A 16,367-nucleotide genomic window follows, 5' to 3' on the forward strand; every position below is an offset into this window, starting at 1 on the left:
CCGGACGTCACGTCTTCAGGACGCGAGGAGTTGCCCGATCTGGCGCAGTCCCGCCAGATCGTGCACGTCCTCGGGCATCGCGGGCACCTGCGCGATGGGCACCGTCGGATGGGCCGAGGTGAAGTGCTCCTGCTGGCGCTGCTCCCGGGAGGCGAGCTGCATCCTTCCGGCGTGCAACCGCAGCACGGCCGCGGTGAGCTCGTGCTCACCCCTGGCGTCCAGGTCCTCGGCGGCGGCGGAGCTGCGCGCCGCCGACAACGACGGCGCCAGCGGCCGGTGCACGCGGTTGACGACGAGCCCGGCCAGCGGCATGCGCTCGTCGGCCAGCCGCTCGACGAAGTAGGACGCCTCGCGCATCGCGTCGCGCTCCGGCGCGGCGACGACGACGAACGCCGTGCCGGGGGCCTGCAGCAGCCGGTACGTCTGCTCGGCGCGCTGGCGGAAACCGCCGAAAACCGCGTCGAGCGCGGTGACGAACATCTGGATGTCCCGGAGCACCTGGGCCCCGATCACCTTGGTCAGGATGCCCGCGACCATCCCGAAGCCGGCGTTGAGCAGCTTGAACGCGCTGCGCCCGCCGGCCTTGGCCGGGGCCGTGAGGATGCGGATCAGCCTTCCGTCGAGGAACCGGCCGAGGCGCTCGGGGGCGTCGAGGAAGTCGAGCGCCGACCGTGACGGCGGGGTGTCCACCACGATCAGGTCCCACTCGTTCGAGCGGCGCAACTGGCCCAGCTTCTCCATGGCCATGTACTCCTGCGTGCCGGAGAAGCTGGACGACAACGACTGGTAGAAGGGGTTCGTCAGGATCTGCTGGGCGCGCTCGGGATCGGCGTGGGCCTCGATGATCTCGTCGAAGGTCCGCTTCATGTCGAGCATCATCGCGTGCAGCTCGCCGCCGGCCTCTCCGGCGCCGTCCACACCGTGTACGCGCCTGGGGGTGTTGTCGAGCTCGGTCAGGCCCATGGCCTGGGCCAGCCGCCTGGCGGGGTCCACGGTCAGGACGACCACCGAGCGGCCCCGCTCGGCGGCGCGCAGCCCGAGAGCCGCGGCCGTCGTGGTCTTGCCGACACCGCCCGAGCCGCAGCACACGATGATCCGGGTGTCCGGATCATCCAAGATCGCGTCCATGTCCAGCGCGGGCGCCGTCCTCGTCACAATTCAGCCTTTCACTCGATCAGAAAGTCACGCCGCGCACAGTTCACGCGACACACTGGGCCCGCAGCGCGTCGGCCAGCTCGTAGAGCCCGGCCAGGTCGGCGCCGTCGGGCAGCAGCGGCAGGTCGTACCGCGGCACGCCGGCCTCCTCCAGTGCGACGCGCTCGCGCTTTTCCAGCTCGGTCCGCAGGGCGTGCTCGGTCACCTCACGGGCGAGCGCCTCGGCGACGGCGGAGGCGTTGGCCGTGGCGTCCGTCAGCCCGGCCGCCTTGAGGCCGAGCGCGAGCTCGGCGGAGTCGAACCGCCCCCGGCCGGCCGCTTCGAGCACGCCCTCGGGCAGCCCGGCGGGGCGCACCATGTTGACGAACACGCCGCCCACCGGCAGGCCGGTCGTGCGCAGCTCCTCGATGCCGTCCAGCGTCTCCTGGACGGGCATCTCCTCAAGCAGCGTCACGAAGTGGACCGCCGTCTCCGGGGAGGCGAGGACGCCCCGCACCAGGTCGGCGTGGTTCTTGATGGGCCCGACCCGGGCCAGCCCGGCGACCTCCTGCGTCACGTTCAGGAAGCGGGCGAGCCTGCCGGTCGGGGGCGCGTCCATGACGATCGCGTCGTACACCCTCCGGCCCAGCTTGTCGCGGCGCCGTACGGCCTCGCTGGTCTTGCCGGTGACCAGGACGTCCCGCAGGCCGGGGGCGATGGTCGTGGCGAAGTCGACCACGCCCATGCGGGTCAGCGCCTTGCCCACGCGCTTGATGCCGTAGAACATCTCGAGATATTCGAGCATGGCCTCTTCTGGGTCGACGGCCAGCGCGTACACGTCCCCGCCGCCGGGCGCCACGGCGATCTTGCGCTCCTCGTACGGCAGCGGCGGCAGGTCGAACGCCTGGGCGATGCCCTGCCGTCCCTCGACCTCGACGAGCAGCACCTTGCGCCCGCCCGCCGCCAGGGCCAGCGCGAGCGCGGCGGCGACCGTCGTCTTCCCGGTGCCGCCCTTGCCGCTCACTATGTGCAGGCGCACGCCGTCCCAGTCGGTGTCACGGGCCTCCCCGTTGCTCCCGCCGCGACTGCTGGTCGGCTGACTCACCGTGCCTCCTCCGGACGGCCGGCGAGATCGCGTGCGCGGGTCGTCGCGCGGTGGTTCCCGTCGGCGTGCCTGCTCCACTCGCCCACGTGAGGAAGGCTACCCAAGGGTTACCTGCCGATTCGCGGCGGTCGTCCAGAGCCGGAACCCGAGGTACGGCTTGCGCGTCGATTGGGTAAGGGTTCGCCAATGGGGCGCTTGCCCCCATCCGGTCGACGAAGGAGGTGCCGGCCGTGGAGTCGGTGCTGTTGACGCTGGTCGTGGTCCTGGGCTTTGCCCTGCTCGTCGCGGTGGCCCGGGGCGTGCGGATCGTCCAGCAGTACGAGACCGGGATCGTGTTCCGGCTCGGCCGCATCCAGCAGGAGGTGCGGGGCCCCGGATTGCACCTGATCGTCCCGATCGTCGACCGCATGCAAAAAGTGAACATGCAGATCGTCACGATGGGAGTGCCCGCGCAGGAGGGCATCACCAGGGACAACGTGTCCGTCCGCGTCGACGCGGTGGTCTACTTCCGGGTGATCGATCCGATCAAGGCCGTCGTGAACGTCCAGAACTACCTCTTCGCGGTCTCCCAGGTGGCGCAGACGTCGCTGCGGTCGGTGATCGGCCAGTCGGAGCTGGACCAGTTGCTGTCGGACAGGGACGCGCTGAACGCCCAGCTCAAAGCCGTCATCGACGAGCCGACCGAGGGGCCGTGGGGCATCCGGATCGAGCGGGTCGAGATCAAGGACGTGGCGCTGCCCGAGGGCATGAAGAGGTCGATGTCGCGGCAGGCGGAGGCCGAGCGGGAGCGGCGCGCGCGGATCATCACGGCCGACGGCGAGTTCCAGGCGTCCAAGCGGCTGGCCGCCGCCGCGCGGCAGATGTCCTCCGACCCGGCGGCCCTGCAACTGCGCATGCTGCAGACCGTGGTGGAGGTCGCGGCGGAGAAGAACAGCACGCTGGTCATGCCGCTGCCGGTCGAGCTGCTGCGTTTCTTCGACAAGATGGCCCCCGCGGCCGAGACGCCCGCCGCCGGGCAGAAGGCCGAGGTGGGGGAGCCCGTGCCGGTGGAGGAGGAGCTGGAGGAACTGCCCGCCATCGACGCCCCGGCCGACCTGCCCGGCACGCCGTTCGACGTGTCCGACCGCGCCCCTCGGCCGGAACCGCGTTCCTGAGCATCCCCGGCCTGCCGTGCCTCGATAGCCTTTGCCCATGACCAAGTGGGAATACGTCACCGTGCCGTTGCTCACGCACGCTACGAAGCAGATTCTGGACAACTGGGGCGAAGACGGGTGGGAGCTCGTCTCGGTCATCCCGGGGCCCAACCCCGAGCAGCTGGTCGCCTACATGAAGCGGCCGAAGTGATGGCCACCCCGGAGGAGCGGCTCGCCGAGCTCGGGCTCGCGTTGCCCGAGGTCGTGCCCCCGCTGGCCGCGTACGTGCCCGCCGTACGGACGGGCGACCACGTCTACACCTCCGGCCAGCTTCCGCTCGTGAAGGGCGAGCTGGCCGTCACCGGCAAGGTCGGCGCGGAGGTGTCGGCCGAGGAGGCCAAGGAACAGGCGCGCATCTGCGCGGTCAACGCCCTGGCGGCGATCAAGGCGCTGGTGGGCGACCTGTCGCAGGTCGTGCGGATCGTGAAGGTGGTCGGGTTCGTCGCGAGCGCTCCCGGCTTCACCGGGCAGCCGCAGGTCGTCAACGGCGCCAGCGAGCTGCTCGGCGAGGTGTTCGGCGAGGCGGGCAAGCACGCGAGGAGCGCGGTCGGCGTGGCGGTCCTCCCGCTCGACGCCCCGGTCGAGGTGGAGGTCATCGCGGAGGTCCGCTGACCGTCCGGCCGGCCGGAACCGGGGTTTGCGGTTCCGCGAACGCGTGGGGGAGCATGGGGCCGGTTGACCCGATCCTTGTTCTGGAGGGCCTCATGGGGTTTCCGCTGCCCGGCGAGGTCGGCGAGCGGGCGCGGGAGATCCTCGCCGGCCGCCTGGCTCCCGTCCCCGCCAGGGACGCGGCCACGGTGGTGCTGCTGCGTGACGACCCCCTGGAGGTGTACCTCCTCAGGCGCAGGGCCACGATGGCCTTCGCCGCCGGCGCCTACGTGTTCCCCGGCGGATCGGTCGACCCGCGGGACGCCGACCACACCGTGGCCTGGGCGGGCCCGCCGCCCGCCGCGTGGGGCGAGGTCTTCCGGGCCGACGAGAGCACGGCCCGGGGCCTCGTCTGCGCCGCCGTACGCGAGACGTTCGAGGAGTCGGGCGTGCTCCTGGCCGGGCCGGGCGCGGACACGGTGGTGACGGACACGACGGGCCCGGACTGGGAGGCCGACCGCCTCGCGCTGATCGCGCGCACGCTGTCGTTCGCCGAGTTCCTCGACCGGCGCGGTCTCGTGCTCAGGTCCGACCTGCTCAAGGCGTGGGCGCACTGGATCACCCCGGTGGTGGAGCCCCGGCGCTTCGACACCCGCTTCTTCGTGGCGGCTCTGCCCCCCGGGCAGCGTACGCGGGACGTGGGCGGGGAGGCGTCCGGGGTGGCCTGGATGCGGCCGCGCGACGCGCTGGCCGCCGCGAGGGCGGGAACGGCGCACATGCTGCCGCCCACCTTCCGGACGCTGGCCGAGATGGCGGCGTTCGAGTCGGCCGGCGACGTGCTCGCCTGCCCCCGGTCGATCACGACCGTCCTGCCGGAGCCCGCCGAGGTGGACGGGCAGATGGTGCTGATGATCCCCGAGACAGGAAAGGCGGCCGAGTGAGCGGCCTGCGCATCCCCGGACCGGACGGCGCCGACGGTCTCGACGGCTCCGGCGGCCTTGACGGCGCGGGCACGGCGAGCGCCGTGAACGTGCTGGCGCCCAACCCGTCGCCGATGACCCTCGACGGCACCAACACCTGGATCGTCGGCGGGGCGGACGCCGTACTGGTGGTGGATCCCGGTCCGGACGACGAGGCGCACCTGCGGCGGGTCGCCGAGCGGGTGGACGGCCGCCGGGTGACCGCCGTCCTGCTCACGCACGGCCACCCCGACCACAGCGAGGGCGCGGCGACGCTCGCGCGGATGCTCGGCGCGCCGGTGCGGGCGCTCGACCCACGCCTCCGCCTGGGCGAGGAGGGCCTGGCCGACGGCGACGTGGTGACGGCGGGCGACGTGGAGGTGCGGGTCGTCGGCACGCCCGGGCACTCGTTCGACTCGCTGTGCTTCTGGCTGCCCGGCGACCGGGCGATCCTGACCGGTGACACGATCCTCGGCCGGGGGACGACCGTCATCGCCCCCGACGGAGACCTCGGTGACTACCTGCGCAGCCTGGACAGGCTCAGGCAGGGCGCCGAGATGCTGGAGGCCATGGTGCTGCTGCCCGGTCACGGGCCCGTCCTGCCCGATCCCTCCGGGGTGCTCGACGCGTACATCGCCCACCGGCGCGAGCGGCTGGACCAGATCCGCGAGGCGATCCGCAGGGGCGCCAGGGACGCGCGCGAGATCGTCGAGATGGTGTACGCCGACGTGGACCGGTCATTGTGGCCGGCCGCCGAGATGTCGGTGGCGGCCCAGCTCGACTACCTCAAGGCGCTCTAGCGTCGCTTCAGCGGGAGCGGTTGAAGAGCCGCTCCCTGTCCATGATCACCACGGCCTTGGCCTCGATGCGCAGCCAGCCGCGCTGGGCGAAGTCGGCCAGGGCCTTGTTGACGGTCTCCCGCGAGGCGCCCACGAGCTGGGCGAGCTCCTCCTGGGTGAGGTCGTGGTGCACCCGGATGCCGTCGTCGGTCTTCTGCCCGAAGCGGTCGGCCAGGTCGAGGAGCTGCTTGGCGACGCGGCCGGGCACGTCGGTGAAGACGAGGTCCGCGAGCACGTCGTTGGTGCGGCGCAGCCGCTGGGCCAGGGCGCGCAGCAGGTGCAGCGCCACTTCAGGCCGGCCGGTCAGCCACGGACGCAGGTCGTCGTGCCCCAGGCCGGCGAGCCGTACGTCGGTCAGCGCGATGGCCGAGGCCGTACGCGGGCGAGGGTCGAACAACGACAGCTCGCCGAACATCTCGCCGGGCCCGAGCACGCTCAGCAGGTTCTCCCGGCCGTCGGGAGCGGTGCGCGCCAGCTTGATCTTGCCTTCGAGCACCACGTAGAGCCGGTCGCCCGTCTCGTTCTCACTGAAGAGGGTGCGGCCCTTGGGCAGCTCCACCTCGGTGATGCTCGTACGCAGAGCCGCGGCGCTCTCGCGGTCGAGCGCGGAGAACAGCGGCGCCTTGCTCAGTACTTCTTCGGTGCTCACGGTGCCTCCTTGCTGCGGGCGCGCTCGGTCGCCGGCTCCGTGCTAGCCATTGTGACCCACGCCTTCCGCGACGCATTACGGGGTGTCCCGTTACGTCGCATGGGCGTAGCTCCCGGCTCGCACTCGTGTGCGTGGTGCCTGGCGAAACAACACAATCTTGGCGGAAACCTATCCTTACGCCCATCGCGCGCTCGACCGGCTCGGGCAGCCGGTCGTCCCCCTACGGGCACAGTGTATTGCGCAGCGTAGGGACAAATTGGCAAATACAGGCTGGATATGTGGCATGTGTGGCAAGCCATGACCTGGGAGCGGGCCGAGGACGCGAGGCCCTACGCTTGCGGCATGGCGACGAACACGGCCGCTCCCCGACGGCGTCAGCGCCAGGCCGAGACCCGCCTGGGACTCGTGCGGCGGGCGCGGCGAATCAACCGGATCCTGGCCGAGACCTACCCCGACGCCCATTGCGAACTCGACTTCGGCAACCCCCTGGAGCTGCTGGTCGCCACGATCCTGTCGGCGCAGTGCACCGACAAGAGGGTCAACATGGTCACTCCGGTGCTCTTCGCGAAGTACCGCACCGCGGCCGACTACGCCGGAGCCGACCGCGCCGAGCTCGAGGAGATCATCAAGTCGACCGGGTTCTTCCGGGCGAAGGCCAACAGCATCATCGGGATGGCGCAGGCCCTGTGCGAACACCACAAGGGGGAGGTTCCAGGCAAGCTGGCCGAGCTGGTCAAGCTCCCGGGCGTGGGCCGCAAGACCGCGAACGTCGTGCTCGGCAACGCCTTCGACGTTCCCGGCATCACCGTCGACACGCACTTCCAGCGGCTGACGAGGCGCTTCGGCTGGACGACCGAGACCGATCCCGTGAAGATCGAGCACGAGGTCGGCGAGCTGATCCCCAAGTCCGAGTGGACGATGCTGTCGCATCGGCTGATCTGGCACGGCCGGCGCATCTGCCACGCCAGGAAGCCCGCCTGCGGCGTGTGCCCGCTCGCGGCGCTCTGCCCGTCGTACGGCACCGGCCCCACAGACGCGGACGAGGCGCGCACGCTGGTGCGGCCGGGTCCGTTCTCGTGAGTATGTAGTGATCGGGAAGCTCGGGCGTCCTCCCGTGGTTGTACGGCACGCCTGGGCCCCAGCATGCTCGGTGTGACGATGTGGAGGTGGTCGTGGCTCCCCCTTGGTTGACGGAGCTGGCCGCGAAGGCCGCGCACAGCCCTGTTCCCACCGCGTTGCGGCCGCCCGCGAACGGCGCCGGCCGCTCGGCGGCGGTGTTGTTGCTGTTCGGCGAGGGGCCAGAAGGGCCCGACATCCTGCTCATCCAGCGCAGTTCGAAGGGCCGGGTGCACGCCGGCCAGCCCGCGTTTCCCGGTGGCGGCGTCGATCCCGGCGACGACGGCCCGATCGGCGCGGCCCTGCGCGAGGCCCAGGAGGAGACCGGGCTCGACCCCTCGGGCGTCGAGGTCGTCGGGACCATGCCCGAGCTCTACGTCTGGCGCAGCGACAACCGGGTGACGCCCGTGCTCGCCTGGTGGCACACGCCCTGCGCCGTGCACGCCGCGTCTCCCGACGAGGTCGAGACCGTCGAGCGGGTCCCGGTCGCGGAGCTGGTGGACCCGGCCAACCGGTTGCGGCTGCGCCATCCGCGCGGCATCGTCCCCTCCGTGGCGTTCCGCGTACGCGGGCTGCTCGTGTGGGGGTTCACCGCCGGCGTGCTCGACGGCGTGCTGACCGCGGCCGGTTTCGAGCGTCCCTGGGACCGCTCGCGGGTCGAGGATCTTCCCCCAGAGGTCCTCGACCTGGCCGCGCGGGGCTGAGCCGCCGGGGTGCTCGTACGCCGCGTATGGCGACGAGACCCGGCAGACGCCCGCACACGACGAGTGGCGTGGCTATACCGTGGAAACTGTGCGCGGCGATCTTCTGGATCTCATCCTGATCGGCCTGGTGGTGGCCTTCGCGGTATCCGGTTACCGGCAGGGCTTCATCATCGGGGCCTTCAGCTTCATCGGATTCATCGGCGGCGCCATCCTGGGGCTGTTCATCGCGCCGCCTCTGGCCGGAGCGATCGTCAGCGGCGACATCGAGAGGGCCCTGTTAGCCATCGTCATCGTCTTCCTGGCGGCGACGATCGGGCAGTTCGCGTCCTCGACGATCGGCGCGGTGGCCCGCAGCCACGTCACATGGGAGCCGGCCAAGGCGGTCGACGCCTTCGGCGGCTCGGTCGCCAGCGGTCTGTCGGTTCTGGCCATCGCCTGGCTGCTCGGCTCCCTGATGGTCTCGATGAGCTTCGGCCAGCCGCTGGTCAAGGACCAGATCAACGGATCCGTCGTGTGGCAGACGGTCGACGAGGCCATGCCGGACGGCGTGCGGGCCATGCAGAAGCCGTTCAGGGACTTTGTCAGCACATCGGAGTGGCCGCAGGTCATCACCTCCATCGGCGGCCAGAACGTGCCCCCGCCGGACCAGAGCCTGATCAACGGCAGCCCCGCCCTCGTCCGGGCCCGCAGGGCGATCGTCAAGGTGCAGGGCACGGCCCCGAGCTGCCGCAAGCGCATCGAGGGGACCGGGTTCGTCTACGCGCGGCAGCGGATCATGACCAACGCCCACGTCGTCGCCGGGGTCACCGAGGGGTTGCGGGTCACCGACTACGAGGGCAACCAGTACGACGCCCGGGTCGTCCTGTACAACCCCGAGCGAGACATCGCGATCCTGTTCGTCCCGGGCCTCCCGATCAACGCGCTGCGCTTCGACATGAACGCCGACAAGGGCGACAGCGCGATCATCGCCGGTTACCCGAAGGGGCACCCCTTCACGCCGCTCGCCGCGCGCATCAGGATCAAGCAGCGCGCCGAGTCGTACGACATCTACAACCAGCGCAGGGTGGAGCGCGAGGTCTACGCCATCCGCGGCAAGGTCCAGCCGGGCAACTCGGGCGGGCCGCTGCTGAGCCCTGACGGCCGGGTGTTCGGAGTGATCTTCGCCGCCGCGACGGACCAGCCCGAGACGGGCTACGCCCTCACTGCGGAGGAGGTCATGCCCGACGCCAACGACGGCAGCGGCGCCGTCGTCCGCGTGGGCACCCAGGACTGCGACTAGGGAGTGTCCGGTTCCTGAGGCTCCACCCCGTTCTCCATCCTTCGGAGGTGCCGCTCCACCCCACCCCGTCCCTACCGTCCTCGGCATGGACAAACGCACTGGAGGGTCGGGCCGCATCTGGCTCGACCTGCTGCACCGGCTCCTGGACGCCAACGGGGGGAAGATGAACGGCAAGTTCCTGCTCGCGATCGTGATCGTGGCCCTGCTGGTGATCGCCGGCTTCGTGGCCTTCCGGCTTATCGTGTTGAACATGATTCTGACGTTGACGGATTCGCGCTAGGCGATGCGGGAGGTGTGGGGGCGGGTCGTGCGGCTGCTGGCGGCCGACGACCCCGAGACCGGCCACATGGTCAGGCTGCTGATGAGCCTGGTCCTCGCCTGGTCGCTCGCGACCGCGTCGCCCGATCGCGCCCCCGCGCTGTTCTGGTCCGCGCTCTGCGCGTCGATGGCGTGCTGGCTGGCCTTCGTCCTGCTCGACCGATACTTCTCGCGAGTCGCCGTGGCCCTCCTCGCGGCCGGTTCGGCGATCGCCGCGTCGGTGTCGGGATCGGCCGAGGCGGCGCCCACGGTCTTCGTGTTCGCGATGCTGCTGCTGTTCGCGGCGCACGTGACGCCGAGCATGGGAGCGATCGTCGCGGTCACCGTGACCGACCTGGCGCTCATGGCCGGCAGCATGCTGTGGTGGGAGCAGCCGCGATCGGCGATCGTGGTCCGCGCCGCGGTCGTGCTGTGCACCGTGCTCTTCGCCTTGCACCGGCGCCAGTACCGCCGGGCCCAGCAGGACCGGGCCAGGGCCATGGCGCTCGACGAGCGGGCCCGCATCGCCAGGGAGCTCCACGACGTGCTCGCGCACTCCCTCGGCGCCCTGGGGGTGCAACTGGAGGTCGCCGAGGCCTTGCTCACCGAGCGAGGCGACGTGGAGGGAGCGGTGGCGCGCATCCGCAGGTCGCGGGCTCTGGCCAGGGAGGGGCTGACCGAGGCGCGCTCGGCGGTGGCGGCCCTGCGGGAGGACGTGCCGCCGCTGCCCGACGCGCTGAGCCTGCTGGTCGCCGAGCACCGCAGGGATCACGACGTGTCCGCCGAACTGTGTACGGCGGGCACACGGCGGCCGATCACTCCGGCGGCGGAGGTCTGCCTGCTGCGTACGGCGCGCGAGGCGCTGACCAACGCCGCGAGGCATGCTCCGGGCGAGCCCGTGACGGTCGAGCTCGGCTACGGTGAGGGCGCCGTCCGGCTGGTGGTGCGCAACCCGTGCGAGGCCGCACGCGCGGTGTCGTCCGGGCACGGCCTGCAGGGCATGCGTGAGCGGCTGGCGCTCGCGGGCGGGACGTTGAGCGCCGGACCGGCGGGCGGCCTGTGGGAGGTGCGGGCGGAGGTGCCGGAATGAGGGTCCTGGTCGTGGACGACCAGCAGCTCATGCGTGAGGGCCTGGTGGCGCTGCTGGACCTGGTCGACCACGTGGAGGTGGTGGGCGACGCCGGGAACGGAGAAGAGGCCCTGAGCCTGGTGGCCGAGCTGCGTCCCGACGTCGTGCTCATGGACCTGCGCATGCCCGTGATGGACGGCGTCGAGGCCACGCGGCGGATCAGCCGTGAGCACCCGGAGGTGGCCGTCGTGGTGCTGACGACCTACGACGACGACCGGTCCGTGGACTCGGCCCTGCTGGCCGGGGCCTGCGGCTACCTCACCAAGGACGCGGGACGCGCCGAGATCGCCGCCGCCCTCCGCTCCGCCGCCGCCGGGCAGTCGACGTTCTCGGCCGCGGTGTCCCGGCGGCTGGTCGACGCGCTGTCCCGCGCCGCGCCGCCGCCGGTCACGGCCTGTCCCGACGGGCTGACCGTGCGGGAGGTCGAGGTGCTGCGGCTCGTCGCCGGGGGGCTGAGCAACGCGGAGATCGGCTCGGCCCTCTTCATCGCGGAGACGACCGTGAAGACGCACATCAACAACGCCTTCGCCAAGATCGGCGTCCGCAACCGTACGGCGGCCGCCGCCTACGCGCGCGACAAGCTGCTCTAGGTGCGTCTCCCGCGCATCACGCGGCCGGGGCCCGGTTCCACAATGCGCAGCAGCCTTATGGGTCAGCAGCCCTGCCCGCCGCACCCCGGCGTCACCGCTGCCGCACCCCGCCGCCGCACCCCGCCGCCGCACCCCGGCGTCACCGCTGCCGCCGACGGGCGGCCTCGCTACTTCGCGGGGGTCAGGCGGGCGAGGATGGCGGCGATGGCGGAGCCGGCGTCCGCGTTCCCCTCGTCGATGGCGGTCGTGACCGCGTCGGCCTCGATGGCCAGGGCCCGCAGGTCCAGCCTGTAGGGCCGGGTGGAGCCGTACGCGCCGAGCCTGGCGGACCCGCGGGTCAGCAGGGCGGCGGCGCCGGAGAGGTTGCCGCGCTGGATGTGCGTCAGGCCGACGCATATCTGGGCGAGTCCCTGCCACAACTCGCGTTCCTCGGCCGGGCCGGTCTTCCAGCGGGCCTCAAGCACCTCGTGGGCGTGGAAGGGCCGGCCCGCCGCGAGCAGGTTCCTGGCCTCTTCCAGCGCCTCCTCGGCGGCGGGGGCGTAGTCGTCCGGCACCCGGGGCACTCCCTCTGTGCCTCTGGGGAGCGGCCTGCCGTACTCGTCGCGAGGGCGTGCATTGCGGGGGCGACCCGCTTCGTCACGGTCACGCATGGTCTCTCCGCAGGGCGCGTGGGCGGTTCTGAGCGGCCGAAGCACCCCGGCGACTCCCGGATCACCCCGGAGATCAACCAGGAAGTTGAGCCACTTCAGGGCACATTTCTACTATCTTCTACAAGATCACGGGTACCGATCCGGCAGCCGGGGCGGCCGCACTGGGGACGATCAAGGTGTGCGAGACCGGCGACGGCGCGTCCCACCAGGCGCCGGACGTCAGGTCAGCAGCCGGGTTCAGCCGCGGGTTCGGGGTCGGATTCGGCGGTCAGGTCGAGCGACCGGGTTGAGTGGCCGGGTTGAGTGGCCGGGCTGAGCGGTCGGGCTGAGCGGTCGGGCTGAGCGGTCGGGCTGAGCGGCGGGTTCAGCGGTCGGGTTCGGGGTCGGAGAGCCAGGCGATGAGCTCGGCGTTGAACTGCTCGGGGCGCTCCTCGTGCGGGAAATGCCCGGCGCCCTCGATCAGCCGCCACCGGTACGGCGCGGCCACGAACCTGCTGGAGCCCTGAGCGGTCCGCGGCAGGATGCACGGGTCGAGCGCGCCGTGCAGCTGCAGCGTCGGCGCCTCGATCTCCGCGCGCATCTGGCGGGCGTAGCGGAAGCCGTCAGGGCGGAGCTGGGACCGGGCGAACCAGCGGTAGTACTCCAGCGCGCAGTGCGCCACGGTCGGGAGCCGCATCGCCTCCCGATACACCCGCGTCACGCCGTCGCCGGGCCACTGCGGCCCAGCCCACCTCTCGACCAGCCTGCCGACCGCGGCGCCGCCCTTGCGGGTCAGCTTCCGCTCCGGCAGGAAGGGGAGCTGGTATCCCAGGGCGTAGCGGCTGGCCTTGAGCTGCCCGAGTGGGTCGGTGAAAAGCGCGGAGCGCATGCGCAGCGGATGTGGCGCCGACACCGGCACCAGCCGCCGCACCACCTTCGGGTCGAGGACGCTCATCGTCCAGCCCAGCAGGCCGCCCCAGTCATGGCCCACCACGATCGCGCTCGTCTCGCCGAGCGCGCGCACCAGGCCCGCCGCGTCGACGGCCAGCGTGGGCAGGTCATAGCCGCGTGGCGGCTTGTCGCTGGTGCCGTAACCGCGCAGGTCGACGGCGACGGCCCGGTAACCGGCCTCCGCCAGCGCCGGAAGCTGGTGTCGCCAGGTCCACCAGAACTGGGGGAACCCGTGCAGCAGCAGGACCAGCGGCCCGTCCCCGGCCTCAGCCACGTGGAACCGCACACCGCCCGCGTGCACCGCCCGGTGTGTCCAGGGGCCGTCGAGCTCGATCAGCGTCTCGTCAACCGGCATCGCTCACGGACTCCCGGTGGGCGCCCACCTGCCCGGCGGTCGGGCCCGTGTACGGCGGCGGCGCCGGGGCCGCGGACCGCGGCGTGGTGGGGGCCGGGATCCTCTCCGGCAGCTCCTCCTCCGCCTCCTCCGGGCCCGCCAGGCCGCGCAGGCTCCGCCTGGTGCGCTTCATGCCGGTCAGCCCCTTGAGCCGGCGGTAGCCGACGAGGACCAGCAACCCGGCCATCAGGAGGTAGAACACCGTGACGATCGTGAACGCGAGCCAGGTGGCCAGCCCCACGGCCACGAGGGCGTACGCGATCGCGAACGAGGCCAGGATCAGGCACAGGTGCCCGATGAAGGCCGCGGCGCCGAACAGCCCGGCGGCCATGCCGACCCGCTTCGCGTCGAACTTGAGCTCGGCCTTCGCCAGCTCGATCTCCGACCGTACGAGGGTCGAGATGTGATGGCTCGCCTGGGCGACCAGCGCACCGAGCGATTCGTCCTCGGGCATGAGCGATCTCCTATCTGCGACTATCAAACATCATCTCGTGCCCGTCCGCGCACCTGCACTGAAGCCCCTTGCCTGTGGATAACCCGATTCGAAGGACGCGACACGCGGAGACCTGCCCGCAGACGGTCCGAATATGACGGCTCAGGCGATCCGTACGCTCCTCGTCGCGCCGGACCGTGGCCGGTGCGGAGACGCGGAAGGCGTGGACGCCGTTCGTCCACGCCTTCCTCACGAGATCAGGCGGCTCGTGATCAGTCGTCGCTCTTGGCGCTGGGCAGCTTCTCCGCGATCAGGTTCATGACCGAGCTGTCGGTCAGCGTGGTGACGTCGCCGAGCGACCGGTTCTCCGCCACGTCGCGCAGCAGCCGGCGCATGATCTTGCCGGAGCGGGTCTTGGGCAGCTCGGGCACGACCAGGATCTGCCGCGGCTTGGCGATCGGGCCGAGCGTCTTGGCCACGTGGGCGCGCAGCTCGGCGGCGATGTCCTCGCTCTCCTCCGCACTGCCGCGCAGGATCACGAAGGCCACGATGGCCTGGCCGGTCAGCGGGTCGGTGGCGCCCACGACGGCCGCCTCGGCCACCTTCGGGTGGCTGACCAGCGCGCTCTCGACCTCGGTCGTGGAGATGTTGTGCCCGGAGACGAGCATGACGTCGTCCACCCGGCCGAGCAGCCACAGGTCGCCGTCCTCGTCGCGCTTGGCGCCGTCGCCGGGGAAGTACATCCCCTCGAACCGCGACCAGTAGGTGTCGACGTAGCGCTTGTCGTCGCCCCAGATGGTCCGGAGCATGGACGGCCACGGCTCGCGGACCACGAGGAAGCCGCCGCCGCCGTTCGGCACCGAGTTGCCCTGGTCGTCGACCACGTCGGCGGAGATTCCCGGCAGCGGCTGCATGGCGGCGCCGGGCTTGGCGGCCGTGACGCCGGGAAGCGGGCTGATCATGATGCCGCCGGTCTCCGTCTGCCACCACGTGTCCACCACCGGGCAGCGGTTGGCGCCGATGTGCTCGCGATACCAGACGTACGCCTCGGGGTTGATGGGCTCGCCGACCGAGCCGAGCACCCGAAGGGACGACATGTCGTACTTCGCGGGGATGTCGTCGCCCCACTTCATGAACGTACGGATCGCGGTGGGGGCGGTGTAGAGGATCGTGACCTTGTACTTCTGCACGATCTCCCAGAAACGGCCGCGGTGCGGGGTGTCCGGGGTGCCCTCGTAGATCACGCTGGTCGCGCCGTTGGCGAGCGGGCCGTACACGATGTAGGAGTGCCCGGTGACCCAGCCGATGTCGGCCGTGCACCAGTAGATGTCGCTGTCGGGCTTGAGGTCGAAGACCGCGTGGTGGGTCCAGGCGACCTGGGTGAGGTAGCCGCCGGTGGTGTGCAGGATGCCCTTCGGCTTCCCTGTCGTGCCGCTGGTGTAGAGGATGTACAGCGGGTCCTCGGCGTCGTGCGGCACCGGCTCGTGCTCGGCGGGCTGGCGGTCCACGAGGTCGTGCCACCAGACGTCCCGCTCCGTGGTCGCGACGTCCTGGCCGGTCCTGCGTACGACGACGACGTGCTCGACGCCGGGGCACTCGGCGACCGCCTCGTCGACCGTCGGCTTCAGCGCGCTGGGCGCGCCGCGGCGGAAGCCGCCGTCGGCGGTGACGACGACCTTCGCGTCCGCGTCGTGGATGCGGCTCTTCAGGGCGGAGGCGGAGAAGCCGCCGAAGACCACCGAGTGGATCGCGCCGATCCGGGCGCAGGCCAGCAGGGTGATCGGCAGCTCGGGGATCATCGGCATGTAGACCGCGACCCGGTCGCCCTTGCGCACTCCCAGCTCCTGCAGCGCGTTGGCCGCCTTCGCGACCTCCTTCTGCAGGTCGGCGTAGGTGATCGTCCGGCTGTCGCCGTCCGGCTCGCCCTCCCAGTAGTAGGCGACCTTGTCGCCCCGGCCGGCCTCCACGTGGCGGTCGACGCAGTTGTAGGCGACGTTCAGCTTGCCGCCGACGAACCACTTGGCGAAGGGCGGCTCCCACTCAAGCGTGGTGTCCCAGCGCTCCGCCCACGTCAGCCGCTCCGCGGCGCGCTCCCAGAAGGCGAGCCGGTCCTGTGCGGCCTCCTCGTAGGCGTCCGCCGTGACGTTCGCGGCCGAGGCCAGGTCCGCCGGGGGCTCGAACCGGCGCGTCTCGCTCAGCAGGTTCGACAGCGTCTCCTGGGCTTCCTGACCGGGGGTCTCGGTGGCCACTCCGTACTCCTTCACAGCGTCTAAAAGGTTGTCTCTCGTTCGGCCGCCTCGGCCAAGCTGGGGTATGTCGTGTCCCACTTCACCAGGCGAGCGGTGTCAAGTACAAGTAATCGGGGTGGGGGCGTTTTG

At 71.4% G+C, this 16,367-nt stretch carries 18 protein-coding genes; 11 read left to right on the forward strand and 7 right to left on the reverse strand.

All coding sequences use genetic code 11. From position 1 onward, the window contains the following. Positions 1–15 precede the first annotated feature (15 nt). A complete protein-coding gene (bagB, locus tag FH610_RS09860; RefSeq protein ID WP_139574140.1) occupies positions 16–1,128 on the reverse strand; it encodes an ATPase BagB in 1,113 nt (370 codons plus the stop codon). 70 nt (positions 1,129–1,198) lie between these two features. Then, a complete protein-coding gene (gene bagA, locus FH610_RS09865) occupies positions 1,199–2,239 on the reverse strand; it encodes an ATPase BagA (RefSeq protein WP_139573992.1) in 1,041 nt (346 codons plus the stop codon). Between the two features lie 230 nt (positions 2,240–2,469). Between bagA and FH610_RS09870 the strand changes: the two genes are divergently transcribed. From FH610_RS09870 to FH610_RS09890, 5 genes are all read left to right on the forward strand, one after another. After that, complete coding sequence (locus tag FH610_RS09870) at positions 2,470–3,393, forward strand: slipin family protein (protein WP_139573993.1); 924 nt, start codon at positions 2,470–2,472, stop codon at positions 3,391–3,393. Between the two features lie 37 nt (positions 3,394–3,430). Next, the gene (locus FH610_RS09875; RefSeq protein ID WP_076440089.1) at positions 3,431–3,583 is read left to right on the forward strand and encodes a Sp36 family protein; all 153 of its coding nucleotides are present in this window, start codon (positions 3,431–3,433) and stop codon (positions 3,581–3,583) included. Continuing rightward, on the forward strand, positions 3,583–4,044 hold the full coding sequence (locus FH610_RS09880) for a RidA family protein (RefSeq protein WP_139573994.1): 462 nt from the start codon (positions 3,583–3,585) through the stop codon (positions 4,042–4,044). Before FH610_RS09875 ends, FH610_RS09880 begins: the two co-directional genes overlap by 1 nt. Positions 4,045–4,136: 92 nt before the next feature. Beyond that, positions 4,137–4,961 carry an NUDIX hydrolase gene (locus FH610_RS09885; RefSeq protein ID WP_139573995.1) on the forward strand — a complete coding sequence of 275 codons (825 nt, stop codon included), beginning with the start codon at positions 4,137–4,139 and terminating at the stop codon, positions 4,959–4,961. After that, complete coding sequence (locus FH610_RS09890; RefSeq protein ID WP_420813668.1) at positions 4,958–5,779, forward strand: MBL fold metallo-hydrolase; 822 nt, start codon at positions 4,958–4,960, stop codon at positions 5,777–5,779. The genes FH610_RS09885 and FH610_RS09890 overlap by 4 nt, the downstream gene beginning before the upstream one ends. 7 nt (positions 5,780–5,786) lie before the next feature. Here the strand turns inward: FH610_RS09890 and FH610_RS09895 are convergent, their stop codons facing one another. Continuing rightward, complete coding sequence (locus tag FH610_RS09895) at positions 5,787–6,467, reverse strand: Crp/Fnr family transcriptional regulator (RefSeq protein WP_030506761.1); 681 nt, start codon at positions 6,465–6,467, stop codon at positions 5,787–5,789. Between the two features lie 342 nt (positions 6,468–6,809). Between FH610_RS09895 and nth the strand changes: the two genes are divergently transcribed. The 6 genes from nth to FH610_RS09925 all read left to right on the forward strand — a co-directional run bounded on the left by nth (position 6,810) and on the right by FH610_RS09925 (position 11,582). Beyond that, a complete protein-coding gene (gene nth, locus FH610_RS09900; RefSeq protein ID WP_139573996.1) occupies positions 6,810–7,547 on the forward strand; it encodes an endonuclease III in 738 nt (245 codons plus the stop codon). Positions 7,548–7,639: 92 nt separating this feature from the next. Next, positions 7,640–8,287 carry an NUDIX hydrolase gene (locus FH610_RS09905; RefSeq protein ID WP_139573997.1) on the forward strand — a complete coding sequence of 216 codons (648 nt, stop codon included), beginning with the start codon at positions 7,640–7,642 and terminating at the stop codon, positions 8,285–8,287. 88 nt (positions 8,288–8,375) lie between these two features. Beyond that, positions 8,376–9,566 (forward strand): MarP family serine protease, encoded by a 1,191-nt coding sequence (locus FH610_RS09910; RefSeq protein WP_139573998.1) that lies wholly within the window; start codon positions 8,376–8,378, stop codon positions 9,564–9,566. An 85-nt stretch (positions 9,567–9,651) separates the two neighbouring features. Continuing rightward, positions 9,652–9,846, forward strand: coding sequence for a hypothetical protein (locus FH610_RS09915; protein ID WP_139573999.1), 195 nt, complete (start codon positions 9,652–9,654; stop codon positions 9,844–9,846). A gap of 3 nt (positions 9,847–9,849) precedes the next feature. Beyond that, on the forward strand, positions 9,850–10,953 hold the full coding sequence (locus FH610_RS09920) for a sensor histidine kinase (protein ID WP_139574000.1): 1,104 nt from the start codon (positions 9,850–9,852) through the stop codon (positions 10,951–10,953). Continuing rightward, positions 10,950–11,582 (forward strand): response regulator, encoded by a 633-nt coding sequence (locus FH610_RS09925; RefSeq protein ID WP_139574001.1) that lies wholly within the window; start codon positions 10,950–10,952, stop codon positions 11,580–11,582. The genes FH610_RS09920 and FH610_RS09925 overlap by 4 nt, the downstream gene beginning before the upstream one ends. Positions 11,583–11,749: 167 nt before the next feature. Here FH610_RS09925 and FH610_RS09930 read toward each other — a convergent pair whose 3' ends face one another. The 4 genes from FH610_RS09930 to acs form a co-directional block, all read right to left on the reverse strand. After that, a complete protein-coding gene (locus FH610_RS09930; RefSeq protein WP_240808863.1) occupies positions 11,750–12,136 on the reverse strand; it encodes a DUF309 domain-containing protein in 387 nt (128 codons plus the stop codon). A gap of 460 nt (positions 12,137–12,596) precedes the next feature. Continuing rightward, positions 12,597–13,517, reverse strand: coding sequence for an alpha/beta fold hydrolase (locus tag FH610_RS09935; protein ID WP_139574003.1), 921 nt, complete (start codon positions 13,515–13,517; stop codon positions 12,597–12,599). After that, a complete protein-coding gene (locus FH610_RS09940; protein WP_139574004.1) occupies positions 13,507–14,010 on the reverse strand; it encodes a phage holin family protein in 504 nt (167 codons plus the stop codon). Before FH610_RS09940 ends, FH610_RS09935 begins: the two co-directional genes overlap by 11 nt. Before the next feature lie 251 nt (positions 14,011–14,261). Continuing rightward, positions 14,262–16,238 carry an acetate--CoA ligase gene (gene acs, locus FH610_RS09945; protein ID WP_139574005.1) on the reverse strand — a complete coding sequence of 659 codons (1,977 nt, stop codon included), beginning with the start codon at positions 16,236–16,238 and terminating at the stop codon, positions 14,262–14,264. Positions 16,239–16,367 lie beyond the last annotated feature (129 nt).

This window comes from Microbispora catharanthi (genome assembly GCF_006334915.2).
GTDB lineage: Bacteria > Actinomycetota > Actinomycetes > Streptosporangiales > Streptosporangiaceae > Microbispora > Microbispora catharanthi.

What these genes read in the sequence shown, in the direction of transcription:
- bagB (WP_139574140.1), bottom strand. Translation starts at nt 1,128, where the DNA reads ATGGACGCGATCTTGGATGATCCGGACACCCGGATCATCGTGTGCTGC.
- FH610_RS09875 (WP_076440089.1), top strand. Translation starts at nt 3,431, where the DNA reads ATGACCAAGTGGGAATACGTCACCGTGCCGTTGCTCACGCACGCTACG.
- FH610_RS09880 (WP_139573994.1), top strand. Translation starts at nt 3,583, where the DNA reads ATGGCCACCCCGGAGGAGCGGCTCGCCGAGCTCGGGCTCGCGTTGCCC.
- FH610_RS09885 (WP_139573995.1), top strand. Translation starts at nt 4,137, where the DNA reads ATGGGGTTTCCGCTGCCCGGCGAGGTCGGCGAGCGGGCGCGGGAGATC.
- nth (WP_139573996.1), top strand. Translation starts at nt 6,810, where the DNA reads ATGGCGACGAACACGGCCGCTCCCCGACGGCGTCAGCGCCAGGCCGAG.
- FH610_RS09915 (WP_139573999.1), top strand. Translation starts at nt 9,652, where the DNA reads ATGGACAAACGCACTGGAGGGTCGGGCCGCATCTGGCTCGACCTGCTG.
- FH610_RS09920 (WP_139574000.1), top strand. Translation starts at nt 9,850, where the DNA reads ATGCGGGAGGTGTGGGGGCGGGTCGTGCGGCTGCTGGCGGCCGACGAC.
- FH610_RS09925 (WP_139574001.1), top strand. Translation starts at nt 10,950, where the DNA reads ATGAGGGTCCTGGTCGTGGACGACCAGCAGCTCATGCGTGAGGGCCTG.
- FH610_RS09935 (WP_139574003.1), bottom strand. Translation starts at nt 13,517, where the DNA reads ATGCCGGTTGACGAGACGCTGATCGAGCTCGACGGCCCCTGGACACAC.
- FH610_RS09940 (WP_139574004.1), bottom strand. Translation starts at nt 14,010, where the DNA reads ATGCCCGAGGACGAATCGCTCGGTGCGCTGGTCGCCCAGGCGAGCCAT.